This window comes from Leptolyngbya sp. Heron Island J (assembly GCF_000482245.1).
In the GTDB taxonomy this organism is placed as follows: Bacteria; Cyanobacteriota; Cyanobacteriia; order Phormidesmidales; family Phormidesmidaceae; genus Leptothoe.
Genome location: NZ_AWNH01000004.1, coordinates 16,785 through 29,233, shown reverse-complemented (window position 1 = coordinate 29,233; position 12,449 = coordinate 16,785). Strand labels below are relative to the sequence as shown.

The window sequence follows — 12,449 nt, the reverse complement described above, 5'->3', positions numbered from 1 at the left end:
AGTATTGATTGGTATAGATACCTGCTGGTGTCAAGCTCAGTCGGTTGAATCATGTGAACTTGGGTTCACACAATCTTTGAAAGCGTACAAATTAACCATCGTTTCGCTCTTCAATTTTGGTTTCGCATCATCTTAGACAGTTCACCATCTAAGATGATGCCTTCAATCTCTATAGCAAAGCAATGAATTGATTACTAAAGTGTGACAGGAGGGTTAGGAGTACTCATTTTCTCGAAAACCTCTTCATCCGGCATTTCTACAATCTGCTTGAGGAGGGCATTCTCAAAAAGTGCATGGTTTTCGATCGGATCTACAGGGGGCTGAGCAACTGTTCCGCCCTCACCTTCATAGGGATCGGGCGCTTTGTAGCGCGCCAATTCCTCTACGGAAATTCCTAGGGTCTCAACAATCTTTGGATCGATCCAAGCTTCTGGATTAATCGGGTTTGTGTAAGCAGCAATCTCCAAAGATAAATGATCCGGACCATTAAAATAAATTGACTGCATCACCCCGTGGTCTAGTGGCCCAAAGACATGGATACCTTTAGACCGGAGGCGATCGCGCATATTGAGCAACTCTTCCACGCTATCCACATTAAAGGCTACATGCTGTAACGTCCCTGGGGCTGATGATCCCATCACAGTGTAAGTTACACCAGGGATCGGATCGATATCTTTGTTTTGTGGGAACTCAACAAAGCTAAGACAGCATTTGTCACTTAGCTTCAGAAAGGTGTGGTGAGCGCCACTGACGTTGTGCATCGGGAATAGAGCAACAAGCTCCGCACCCAAAATATCAGTGAAGAATTCAATTTGCTTCTTCGTGTCACCAGTGGAAATTGGCAGATGGTTGATGCCGTTTGCTTTGATCATGCTGCTTTCTCCTCTCTTTATCTATCTAAATTTAGATGTGCTTCTGGATGTAAGCTGCAAGGACTTCAGAAAAGTCCTCGGTGTGGTAAATCATCATTTGATGGGTCGCATTGGGCATAATGAGCCATTCCACTGGGCCAGCGATCGCCTCTGCTGTTGCCTTGATTAAATCGGGTGGGAAGTTAGGGTCCTTCTCACCACCAACCAGCAAAATAGGCTTTGTGTTGTGTTCAATGGCTACAACTGGATCATGGGCAAACACCGATGTCCAAGATGCCAAATCATAACTCCAGGTATTCCATGGATCGGAGTGTTTCATCTCTCCTGCACCAGCAATACCATAGTCTTCATCAAAGTCGAAAGTAAGATCGACATCGATTCTTGCACCGCGCCCAAGCATCTTGACAACCGTCTGAAAAGCTTCTGATTTTAGAGATTTTCTCAACTCTTTGAGAAAAGGACCGCCGGGTACAACCGCCGACCCCATGATGATTGTGGCAGTTACAGCATCAGCATAGGTTCCGGAGTAGGCAGCAGCAGCACCAAAACTTGACCCGAGCAGAAAGACGGGCAGACCAGTTTCTTGTTGCACATGGGTAGCAAAATCCACACCTGCTTGTGCCCACTCGGCGAACTCAAACTGACCGCGCGGTCGGGTGCTGCGTGTTGATTTTCCATGACCGGGAGCATCGTAACTCCAAATGTCCGCACCTTTTTTTTCCGCGTAATAGGTGCAAAACGCATCATAAATCCCACCGTGTCCGGCAAAGCCGTGGGAGATAACGAGGGCGTATTTCGGATCTTGTCCACGATAGCGGGTAGCGTAAAGCTCTCCCAGCAGATGAGTCTCTACGAGCATCTCCGTTTCCTCTTCTAAGTTCTCAAACGAATTAGGGAATAAATCCCCCTGTCGCTACTATGAAAGTGTTAATTTTGAACCTTATACTTTCTGCCGCCTTGAAGCATCCGCACAATTTTTGCAGTAAGAGCCTGAAACTGGGAGGCCCATGAACGCCAAAAAAGGAATCATTTATGCCAACTTTGTTAAACCTGAGACACTGGGGAGTCTGGCAACGACGACTATTGCCTATGCCATATTGCAAGGGATAACACTTGACGAAATTGCTCAATCTATAGACATCTCAGAACTCGACTATGCCAATCAGGATGCTCGACTTCCCGATCCTGTCATTGGGGAACTGATGAACGTACTTGTCGATAAATTGCCAGATCGGGCAATCTCCATGGAGATTGCCCACTGTGCACCGTTCTCAATGCTTGGCGGGCTGGTTCAAGGCGCTATGTTCGCCACTGACTTTGAATCGGCGCTCACTTGGTTTGTCGAAAATTCGTCAATTATTGCTGACCAGTCAGTTGTACATCTTGAGAAGACAGATTCAGAGGTTGCACTGGTGGTCGCCCATCCGTCTGAGTCCCTTGACCAAGGTCATACCCTTGAAGCAACAGCGGGGCTAATTTGGCGATTGCTGAATACAATCACGGTTCCGGGAGCACCGTTGCAGAAAGTGGAGTTTGCCAACCCAAAAGCTGTTCCACTGCAGCCCTATGAGGAGTTCTTTCAAGCACCCGTTTGGTTTCATACTGGCCGAAACGCACTTGTTTTTTCAATAGATATTCTGCGGCTACCGATCCATTCTGCAAATGCTCAGATGTTCGATTTCATCAAACAGCATTTTGCCAACCTTCGTCAAAAGCTGAATGAAGATCGCTATCCAGCAGCCCTCATACCACTTCGTCGGAGCATCATGGACAATGCAGCTCACGGCAAGTATGAGGTGGCAGCGGCAGCGGCAGCGGCAAACCTTAGTCTTCGCACCGCACAGCGTTTGGCCAAGCAACATGGGACGTCTTTACAGAAACTCATCGATGAAATTCGTTTGATTAATGCAAAGAAATTTTTAAGCAACCCCGAAATCAATATTGCAACCGTGGCGCAGCTTCTCGGATACGCCGATGTTCGCGCATTCCGTAAAGCGTTCAAGCGTTGGACCGCATTGACACCAAATGAATACCGAAAAGAGAGACTAAAAGAGTGATTTTGATTCTTTAGTTTTTCCAGCTACACCCGAGGCTATTTTGACATCGATTAAAATGGCCAAGTCGGCAACAACAAAATAGCAACGGTATAGCTTTGCCTGTATGAATTCTCAATCCGATCGAGTATTGCCAGACTTGTTCTAATAGAAACTGCAGTCAGGGTTACTCATTCTTCGATGGGAGCGTAGAAAGTGCCTTCTACTTCAACAATATCGTCTTGGTTAAGACGATCTACCTCAACAATTGTGCGGGGTGGATAAGGCCCCTCTCCCCAGAGTTCTTTTTGAATCTGATTAACAATCGGGCGGTAGCGATACATATCCGTCACATATACCACTAGACGCACTGCATCCCGCAGGCTAGCTCCCTCTGATTCAGCAATCAGCTGCATGTTCAGAAACGCCTGTCGGACTCGACCTTCAGTATCTGGGACCAGGGCATTCAGTTCAGGATCAATACCACGCATCCCCGCAACAAAGACATAGTCTCCCGCACGGGTTCCTAGGCTCCATGTGGCCGTTGGAATAATGCCGCCTTCAGGGGTCAATGTTCTAACGCCATTGGGCGATACGTGATCGTCAGCAACCGCTGGAACTGAGACTAGTCCTAGGGGTGCGATCGCAAGCATTGAAAAAACAATCGGTTTCATTCTGTTGGACTTGATCACACCAAGATGAGTGTAGGCAGTTATCGAGAAGGCACATGTGTTCTTCGATACAAAGAATATTAACGGATAGTATGGCGGTATTAAGAGCTTGATTCTTAACTATTCACCTCAGCCTCTAAATTGTTAACGGCCCAACGTAGCGGCGGCAAACAACCTCGCACTCAGTACTAGCCGCTTTCTGCCGTCCGCTACCATGATGTGTAATGCCGAATCAGAACGAAAGGCTACCCTGTTACGCCCAATACTCCCAACAAGAGTATGAATAAACCTAGTCCATTATTAGCCCAATGCACAATGATTCCAGGCGTTGTATTCTTTAATCTACACGCCACAAATGATAAGCCCAATGTCGGCGGGAGCAACGCGATTAAATTCCACTTCCAGAAAACGTGGAACATATCCCACAACACACCGTGGATCAACCATGTCCACTTTCCGTATTGAATCTCCTGTCTTGGCAAGATGTACCCTCGCCACCAGAGTTCCTCGCCAAAAATATTGAAGCACAATACCAGGAAATAGACTCCCAAGATCCACCATTGCCCCCGTAGCGGTAAGCCAAGAAAATCAGTTGGTATACCTGCTTCCATCACGCGAGGATTGACAGCAGCAGGTAAATATGTAGGTGGTTCGAACAACGGAAAGGACGCCAACCACCTTGCTGTCGGCAAAAGTAGAATGTACCCCCCCACAGACACAACAACTAATCCCAAGGTCCAAATCCAATCTTTTCCCTTAATTGGCTTGAGCCTGAATCGTTCTTTCAATTGCACCCAAGTGAACAGATTTCCTTCAAGTCGATAAGCCACAAACGCAGATAGGAGTAGCAATGCTAGTGGGGCACCAGTGAGGAGTAAGAAATTTACAAAAAGGGGGACGCCCGCTCTTGCAAGAGCGGGAATACCAACATAGATGCTCAAACTTGTAATCAGAGATGGAATGCCAAAGAACAACAAGGACATCCAAAAAGGCATGGGTTTGAGAGGCATTGCTTGATGCATAGTAATCATCGCAAGTCAGAATTTTCAATATAGCTATTCCTCGAAGGGTTGAATGACTCTGTTTCAGGTTGTAAGAAAATACAACAAGGCCTGATCAGGCTCCTATCGGCAGCTAGATTCGAGGTGTCAATGATGGTGCGCTAGATTGGGAGGCGCTGCGGCAAAATAGTTCGTTGATGATTAAGCGTGGTTGCGATCGCGCTTCTCACCCGAACCACAGTATACCAACTGTAACGGCACACAACTGTGCGCCCTGCTCTTGCACATCCCTGAGCTCAGTGTGATTTAATAACACAGCCCTCGCACCCCCCTTCTCTCTCCCCTCAAATGCCCTCTCTAGACAGCCCATCAGGTCAGCCACAACTTACAGGTATTCGCGGCTCGTTTTTAGATTTTATCGACGACCCTTTTTACAAATCTGAGACAGATTGTGTGCGCTACATAGCTGATGGACTGATGGTACTAGCCGCCGGTAAAGTCAGAGCCTTGGGAACCTATGCCGATTTACAACCAAAGTATGGGGAGATCCCAATTACAGAATATCCGGGTCGGCTGATCATGCCGGGATTTATTGATACTCATATTCACTATCCCCAAACCAGTATGATTGCGGCCTACGGAGAACAACTCCTGGAATGGCTTAATCAATATACGTTTCCCACCGAACAAAAATTTAAGGATAAAACCTATGCCAGCGAAGTAGCCGAGATTTTTCTAGATGAGCTATTGCGCAATGGCACCACCACAGCTCTGGTCTTTGCCTGTGTCTTTCCCCAGTCCGTAGATGCCTTTTTTGAGGCGGCAGAGCGTCGAAATCTCTGCATGATTGCTGGCAAGGTCATGATGGATCGCAACGCACCAGATGCAATCTGTGACACGGCTGAGTCGTCTTACCAGGAGACTAAGGCATTGATCCAAAAATGGCATAAGCGAGGTCGGCTTCACTATGCGGTCACGCCCCGGTTTGCCATTACCTCCACCGATGAACAGCTACGATTAGCAGGCAAACTCCTACAGGAATTTCCAGATGTCTATCTGCACACCCACCTATCTGAAAATGTGGACGAAGTGGCCTGGGTGAAACAGCTTTTTCCTGACTGTACGGGCTATCTCGATACCTACGATCAGGCTGGACTGGTCAAGGAACGCTCAGTCTTTGCCCATGGGGTGCACCTAACTGATGAAGAATTTCAACGACTCTCAGCAGCCAAGTCAGCCATTTCCTTTTGTCCCACATCAAATCTATTTCTTGGCAGTGGCCTATTCAAAATCGAGCAGGCAAAGTCTCACGAGTATCCGGTGAAAGTAGGGCTGGGAACAGATGTGGGCGCAGGGACAAGTTTCTCTATCTTGCAAACTGCTAATGAGGCCTACAAAGTTGCACAATTACGTCGTCAGAAGCTATCGCCCTTTAAAGCTTTGTTTTTAGCCACCTTGGGTGGGGCGAGGGCTCTCTGTCTAGAGGACACCATTGGCAACTTTGACCCTGGCAAAGCTGCAGATTTTATTGTGCTTGATCCACGGGCTACCCCCCTGATGGCCTTTCGCAATGACCCTGAGACCCCAAGTGATTTAACAGCGCTGGCAGATCGCATTTTTTCATTGGTCATGATGGGGGATGACCGAGTCGTTCAGGCAACGTACATTTTGGGAGAGTTAGCCCACGATCGGACAAAATCTATCGCCTAGAGGATTAGTATTGAGCCCAGTAACAACATCTCAAGTTTAATGAAGTGCCTCTACCGAACAGACTCAGGCTCCCGCGCTTAAATAATTCCCCTATTACCCCATCACTCATCCACCCATCTACAGCCTCAACCTGGGGCTTTATTTTTGTATAATCCCCTTATCCCTTAATTCAGCAACGTCAGGGGAGGGTACTACCTGCTGACCACAGGCTGCCGTGTGAAAACAGCTTGTTCAATGATGTTGCTCGCATAGCTAACACCATTTGTTTGATGAATGGCGTTTTGTAGTCGAACTGCGTTCTTTTTATACAAGGCCTGTGTGAGAACTTGCTCAATAGCTAGTTTTAACTTAGAGACAGTTATACGCGAAAAGGATATCAGTTCTCCTGTACCTGTCCAGACAATTCGAGCTGCGATACCGGGCTGATCGTCAGTAATGGGAATAGCCACCATTGGCACTCCATAGCTTAAAGACTCCAGGACAGTGTTAAGCCCTGCATGGGTAATATTAAGGGTAGCTTTTTGCAACAGTTCTAACTGAGGTGCATATTTCACGACAAGAGGATTTCCAGATAAATCTGGCAGTGCTGTGGGTTCAAGCCCACCCCCTAGCGAAATTACTAGTTGGGCATCTAAATCGGCGCAAGACTCTGCGATCGCATAAAAAACAGACCGAGACCGATTCTGCAGCGTACCCATTGAAGCGTAAATAAGGGGTTTATCGTTCAACTGATCACACGGAAATGGAATAGTCTCTCGCTTAGCTGACTGATGAAATGGGCCGGTAAAGTGAAAATGCGGTGGGAATTGGCGAGGAAATTCAAACTCAGGAATATGACGAGTAATAATGGCCAACTCAGAAAAAATATCGTTTGCTTTTGTATGGGTAGGTAGCTGCCAATGCTGGCGATAGCTAGCAATCACTTGCCAAGTTGGTCTTGCTAAGTAATTCAATACTCTATACGCAATCTGGTTTCTGAGCTTTGCCCATAGGGCAGGATTGTGTTGCCACGTAGTAAAAACAGGGGGAATAGCCGGATCTTGGTAGAAAGGAAGCACACAGCAAACCGTAATATAGGGAATACCAAGATGGTTCGCAATGGTACCACCCTCAAGCACTGAAAAATCGACTATCAGCGCATCAATATCCTGTTCTCGAATAACTTCAGGTATTGTCTGCAGTCGAGCCTCAGCGATTTCTGCGAATCTTTGTAGGGTTTGCTGAAGGTTCTGTAAATTGCCGCTCCGTTTCGCTGTTTTTAATTGGTCTTCATGTTGGCAGTCTTCAATGGATAGCGAGTAGGCATTGTGAAAAGTCAACCCGGCTACCTCAACTTTAGCCTGGACTGATGGCGCACTGAAAACGGTAACAGCGTGCCCCCGTTGCTTTAATTCCTGACCTAGCGGTAATAGGGTGTTCAGGTGCCCCGTTGCTCCCAAGCAGACTATGCCAAAGTGCGTCACGATAGAGTTCCTTCTAGTTAAGCTATAAGCACTGCAATACACCAAGGCGACAACACCATTGGCAACAAGTTAGAAGCATTGATGATTAACAGACGATTGGGACATCAACATCCCGAGACAGTTCAACAAGCAAAAATTTTGAGCGACAACCAAGATAGACCTGCAATCTGACTTATTCAGATTTAACTGGCAACAGTTGGCTAATCAGGGCTTTTAGGGCTCGCTCTAAAGTTTGTTGAGGCACAACATACGGATAATCGAAATAGCCAGCCAGTTCCAACGTGACATGACCATGTATGGTTGCCCAGATAATGCGAGCTTGGTTCCAAGCCTCATCTTCGTCTATGGGTGCACAGTCTTGTAGAGCTTGAACCAATAGCTTTAAACTCTCTTGCCCCAGCTGTTGGCTGGTCTCCGAAGGGACATACTCTGCTATGGGATTGGAGAACATGATGGCATAGTAAGTTGAATTGTCTAATGCAAACTGATAGTAGGCCCGACCAAGTGCATAGATATAGTCGTGTGAGCTACCAGTGCAGGAAACCGCTTGCAGGGCCTGGCATAGCTTTTCAAATCCCCTTAAGTAAAGCTGATCGACCAGTCCCTGCTTATTCCCAAACATGGTGTAGAGCACAGTCGTTGAGCAACCTACCAGTTGAGCGATACGCCTCATGCTCAGAGCTGTCGGCCCCTCTCGGATTAGCAAACTACTGGCATCGTCCAAAATCCCCCTGCGCAGTGCCTGCTGATGCTGACTTTGAGCAGTTTGATAATTTGTGACGCCGTTTTTTTGTATAACGGTGTTATTACCCATAACGACGTTATAGAATGCCTTTTCAAAAAAGTCAATGCTGAAATTTTGAACAGCAGGGAAATCAGCGGAAAGCGTCTGCTCAGTTGCACATCTTAGAGGCTTTTAATCTATTAGATAACGATCCCAAAGGATTTTGAACTTTTTACAGTCAGTTACAGTTAGCTAAGAACAACAGCCTATAGTTAAGGGCGAACCTGGCCTAATGATGAGCTGGGTCGGCAAAGCAGTACTTTCAGCTGTTATTGCCAACTGAACGGGTCAACCTAAACCCATGTTGAGGCAATAATCGCCATGGCGATTTCCTATTAGTTTTTCTAGAGGTTCTCAGCCAAGGTTCAGAAATGATCTGTAGTTTCGAAGATGAAACCAAACAGGAGTTAGCAAGCTATGGCGGTGGAGTACGATCTTGTAGTTATTGGTGGCGGTTCTGCTGGACTGGTGGCTGCCAGTGCTGGGGCTCAGCTCAATGCCCGTATTGCCCTGGTCGAAAAACATCTCTTAGGAGGTGACTGTCTCCACTATGGATGTGTGCCGAGTAAGTCCCTAATCCACGCTGGGCAGGTAGCCCATCATGTCCGCACCGGCTCTCAGTTTGGTATCTATACATCTACGCCCACTATCAAATTTGAAGAGGCCATCAATCACGTTCAGAATGTTATTGGCATTATTCAAGAACATGATTCAACAGAGCGATTTGAAGCACTGGGTGTGGATGTATTCTACGGATCTGGCCGGTTCACTGACCCAAAAACCTTTGAAATTAATGGTAAGCAGCTCAAAGGCCGTAATTTCCTAATCTCAACTGGGTCTCGACCTGCTATTCCCCCCATTGAAGGCATAAAAGAAGCTGGTTTTCTGACCAATGAGCAGGTTTTTTCCCTCAAAGAGAGACCGGATTCACTGGCCGTCATCGGGGCTGGCCCAATTGGCTGTGAACTGGGTCAGTCCTTTGCCCGTTTAGGTGCAGAGGTGACTATTATTGCCAGCCGCAACCAGATTATGCCTAAAGAAGAACCAGAAGCAGCAGCTGTTGTCCAAAAACAGCTGGAAACTGAAGGTATTCGGGTGCTAACCCAGAGTCGGGCTCAAAAGGTAGAAGTCATCGACGGTAAAAAGCATCTTTATGTCGGGGATCAAGTCGTGATCGTTGATGAGATTTTACTCTCGGCTGGTCGTATTCCTAATGTAGAATCTTTGGGCTTGGAGGCTGCTGGTGTAGAGATCGGTAAAGCTGGCATTAAGGTTAATGAAAAACTTCAAACCAATGTCAAGCACATTTATGGAGCTGGCGATGTTATCGGTGGTTACCAATTCACCCACGTCGCCGGTTATGAAGCGGCTGTCGTGATTCAGAATGCCCTATTTCTCCCCACCAAAAAGGCTGACTATCGGGTCATTCCCTGGGCTACCTTCACAGAACCGGAGCTGGCCCGAGTTGGCTTAACCGAGGATCAAGCCAGGGAGCGCTATGGCGATGATGTAGCTGTATTGAAACACGAATTTAAGGATGTGGATCGAGCCCTCGCTGAAGCAGCAGGTCATGGCTTTGCCAAATTTATCACCCGTCAAAGTGGGGAAATTTTAGGCGCGCATATTGTCGGGCCCCATGCTGGTGAACTGATCCATGAAGTGGTTTTGGCCATGAGCTACAAAATGAAAATTGGAGCCCTGAAAAGCATTATTCACGTTTATCCTACACTCTCCGAAATCAATGCCAAGACTGCTTTGCAGCTCACTAAGCAAAGCTATGCCAAGAACGATCGACTACAAACTATTCTGCGTCGCTTCTTTAACTGGCGGCGTTCGTTAGGCTAAGGCGGTAGCGGTAGCCATCATTTGGTCACCGCTACTTGACACTTAAATCTTAGGATGGGTGTGATCAAGGTCATCTTCACCGTAAATTCACAGAGGTATGATTAGCCTCATAGTTCCCTAATCAGAGCATCTACTGAATTTTACGAGGGTGTCACCATGCCTTTCATACCACTATTTATCGTCATCGGTATCTTTCTAGCAACGAGTAAAATTCTTCAACCTAGTCAACAAGGGCAACGTCAACAAGGGCAACAAAGGCGCACAAAATATGAGCAAGCCTATGAAGAGTTCGATGATACATCCCTGAGCCTGGCCTTGATTGACTATATCTCTCGAGAGTCTAGAAATAAGAGTGACTTCGACCAAGGACGCAAATCTAGCTCTAAGTCTGAAAAGCGTGGCAGTAAGAATGCCCGCAGACGCTAAACCTCAATCCTGACAGTCTACTGTATCTATAAAGCCGCTTTGGGACAGGGCCCAAAGCGGCTTTGTTTTATTAAAAGTAGATCCATGGTCAGTGCCATTTACTACAGGGTTTACGATAGTACAATTTTTGGGAAATTTTCGTCCGTAATTACATCAGGCATCACAATTAACCTGAAGTCGAGGATGCTTAAGTCTGTTTAGGAATTGCTTACAAGCTGGATTGGCAATATTAGGTTAGTCAGGTTGTTTAATCGGCTTTTTTGTTGAATTTGTCTACGACAAATGGCGATATTTTTTGTTGAACTTGCCTACGACAAATGGCGATAAATTATTGACTTGTTTTTTCAGAGTGAGAAAATCTTTATATCCAATTTTGCAGTTACTGTTATAGCTCTACGCTTTGCTATGAGAGACTTTCAAAAAGCGAGAGTGATTTTTAATCTAGTGATAAAACATACTACTTTTGTCTAGCTATGTGTCTGTATTCTTGCAGAATACACATACTCTAGTAGGTACAACTACGGTTTTGATCAGAGGCTTTGATGTCTTAGAAAAGTTAAAGAAGGCATACTTTGGGGGAGTGACATGCCTATCCGTATCAAGGAAGTATAGAGCTAGCTTCGTTTTGCTGGTTACTCGAAGGTTTAGAAAAGAATGAGCGGTAAGTCTCCTATGGATGCTCTCATTCTACGGAGATTCTCTACGTTAGAGGCTCTATTTAAAGAAAACGACACATATGCACTGCAAAACATCAGATTTAGTAATTCCTATGAAACTCACTAAAATTGCGATCGCTTTAGTTCCTGAGGATTTCTCTAAACAGTTAACTCGGCAAACTGCTTTAGGATTGGCTGTTTTGCTAGGAATTTTATGTTGTTCACCTGTTGGTGTCCAAGCGAATGAAGAAGAGCCGGTACGTCAGGGACTCCCAGGGAGACGCATTAGTGGAGCCTCTCGGTTACCGACATCCGCCTGTGCACAGACAACAACACCTTTAGTCGCCATTGTGCCAGAAACCAATTTGGGCACGACTGCGGTTGCTAAGCCAACACTTTGGCTCAGTGTACCGGAGGTAAGGAGTGCTAAACAGCTAGATTTTTACTTGTTTAATACTCAAGAAGAGATCATTTATCAAACGAGCTTGATTGTTAAGCCTACGGCTGACATTTTGGGTTTAGATCTAAGCACCATGGCCAATGCCCCTAACTTGGAAGTCAATCAGCGTTATCGCTGGGCTGCTTCAATGGTGTGTAATCCTGATAACCACTCAGAAAATATTGCGGTAGAAGGTTGGGTTGATCGGGTTGAGAGTGCTGCTGTGGAGAGTAATCAGCCTTGGTATGATCAGCTGGGACTATTAATGGAGCAGCTGCAACGTTATCCACAAAATCAGGATGTATTAAGTCAGTGGTATACCCTGATGGCATCAGCCAGACTTGACCAGATTGTCCCTTTATCTATTCATGGCAGCTCTGTGGAAATTGCGCTGCCAACAAGAACGATAATAACGAATTAGTTGTCACTGACTGATAACAAAATCATGCTAACGCAGATGCTGATCATTTAAAGCGTCTGGGTTAGCGTCTATTGGGAGTCGACAGACAACCGATTCACGATCTGCAGTTAAAGCCTGCAGTGAGAACT

The 12,449-nt window shown here is 46.3% G+C and carries 11 protein-coding genes; 5 read left to right on the top strand and 6 right to left on the bottom strand.

Going from position 1 to position 12,449, the window contains the following annotated elements; translation table 11 throughout:
- Window positions 1-194 precede the first annotated feature (194 nt).
- Together N836_RS40320 and N836_RS40315 are read right to left on the bottom strand one after the other, a co-directional pair.
- The gene (locus N836_RS40320; protein ID WP_023070162.1) at window positions 195-872 is read right to left on the bottom strand and encodes a VOC family protein; all 678 of its coding nucleotides are present in this window, start codon (window positions 870-872) and stop codon (window positions 195-197) included.
- A 31-nt stretch (window positions 873-903) separates the two neighbouring features.
- Window positions 904-1,731, bottom strand: a complete 828-nt coding sequence (locus N836_RS40315) for an alpha/beta hydrolase (protein ID WP_023070161.1) — start codon at window positions 1,729-1,731, stop codon at window positions 904-906.
- 148 nt (window positions 1,732-1,879) lie between these two features.
- On the opposite strand from N836_RS40315, the gene N836_RS40310 reads away from it, so the two are divergent.
- Window positions 1,880-2,929, top strand: a complete 1,050-nt coding sequence (locus N836_RS40310; RefSeq protein WP_023070160.1) for an AraC family transcriptional regulator — start codon at window positions 1,880-1,882, stop codon at window positions 2,927-2,929.
- Between the two features lie 167 nt (window positions 2,930-3,096).
- Here N836_RS40310 and N836_RS40305 read toward each other — a convergent pair whose 3' ends face one another.
- Window positions 3,097-3,579: a RidA family protein gene (locus tag N836_RS40305; protein ID WP_023070159.1), complete on the bottom strand. Its 483-nt coding sequence runs from the start codon at window positions 3,577-3,579 to the stop codon at window positions 3,097-3,099.
- Between the two features lie 242 nt (window positions 3,580-3,821).
- Window positions 3,822-4,598, bottom strand: coding sequence for a CPBP family intramembrane glutamic endopeptidase (locus N836_RS72665; RefSeq protein WP_161634911.1), 777 nt, complete (start codon window positions 4,596-4,598; stop codon window positions 3,822-3,824).
- A 327-nt stretch (window positions 4,599-4,925) separates the two neighbouring features.
- Between N836_RS72665 and guaD the strand changes: the two genes are divergently transcribed.
- Window positions 4,926-6,287, top strand: coding sequence for a guanine deaminase (gene guaD, locus N836_RS40295; RefSeq protein ID WP_023070157.1), 1,362 nt, complete (start codon window positions 4,926-4,928; stop codon window positions 6,285-6,287).
- Between the two features lie 191 nt (window positions 6,288-6,478).
- On the opposite strand, the gene N836_RS40290 is transcribed toward guaD, so the two are convergent.
- A complete protein-coding gene (locus tag N836_RS40290; protein ID WP_031291191.1) occupies window positions 6,479-7,750 on the bottom strand; it encodes a glycosyltransferase in 1,272 nt (423 codons plus the stop codon).
- A gap of 172 nt (window positions 7,751-7,922) precedes the next feature.
- Window positions 7,923-8,564 carry a TetR/AcrR family transcriptional regulator gene (locus N836_RS40285; RefSeq protein WP_023070155.1) on the bottom strand — a complete coding sequence of 214 codons (642 nt, stop codon included), beginning with the start codon at window positions 8,562-8,564 and terminating at the stop codon, window positions 7,923-7,925.
- A gap of 387 nt (window positions 8,565-8,951) precedes the next feature.
- On the opposite strand from N836_RS40285, the gene N836_RS40280 reads away from it, so the two are divergent.
- The 3 genes from N836_RS40280 (at window position 8,952) to N836_RS40270 (ending at window position 12,321) form a co-directional block, all read left to right on the top strand.
- A complete protein-coding gene (locus N836_RS40280; RefSeq protein WP_023070154.1) occupies window positions 8,952-10,379 on the top strand; it encodes a dihydrolipoyl dehydrogenase family protein in 1,428 nt (475 codons plus the stop codon).
- A gap of 156 nt (window positions 10,380-10,535) precedes the next feature.
- Window positions 10,536-10,805, top strand: a complete 270-nt coding sequence (locus N836_RS40275; protein WP_023070153.1) for a hypothetical protein — start codon at window positions 10,536-10,538, stop codon at window positions 10,803-10,805.
- Between the two features lie 769 nt (window positions 10,806-11,574).
- A complete protein-coding gene (locus N836_RS40270; RefSeq protein WP_023070152.1) occupies window positions 11,575-12,321 on the top strand; it encodes a DUF928 domain-containing protein in 747 nt (248 codons plus the stop codon).
- The last annotated feature ends 128 nt before the right edge of the window (window positions 12,322-12,449 follow it).

Coding starts and splice junctions, on each gene's coding strand:
- N836_RS40320 (WP_023070162.1), bottom strand. CDS start 872: ATGATCAAAGCAAACGGCATCAACCATCTGCCAATTTCCACTGGTGAC.
- N836_RS40315 (WP_023070161.1), bottom strand. CDS start 1,731: ATGCTCGTAGAGACTCATCTGCTGGGAGAGCTTTACGCTACCCGCTAT.
- N836_RS40310 (WP_023070160.1), top strand. CDS start 1,880: ATGAACGCCAAAAAAGGAATCATTTATGCCAACTTTGTTAAACCTGAG.
- N836_RS40305 (WP_023070159.1), bottom strand. CDS start 3,579: ATGAAACCGATTGTTTTTTCAATGCTTGCGATCGCACCCCTAGGACTA.
- N836_RS72665 (WP_161634911.1), bottom strand. CDS start 4,598: ATGCATCAAGCAATGCCTCTCAAACCCATGCCTTTTTGGATGTCCTTG.
- guaD (WP_023070157.1), top strand. CDS start 4,926: ATGCCCTCTCTAGACAGCCCATCAGGTCAGCCACAACTTACAGGTATT.
- N836_RS40285 (WP_023070155.1), bottom strand. CDS start 8,564: ATGGGTAATAACACCGTTATACAAAAAAACGGCGTCACAAATTATCAA.
- N836_RS40280 (WP_023070154.1), top strand. CDS start 8,952: ATGGCGGTGGAGTACGATCTTGTAGTTATTGGTGGCGGTTCTGCTGGA.
- N836_RS40275 (WP_023070153.1), top strand. CDS start 10,536: ATGCCTTTCATACCACTATTTATCGTCATCGGTATCTTTCTAGCAACG.
- N836_RS40270 (WP_023070152.1), top strand. CDS start 11,575: ATGAAACTCACTAAAATTGCGATCGCTTTAGTTCCTGAGGATTTCTCT.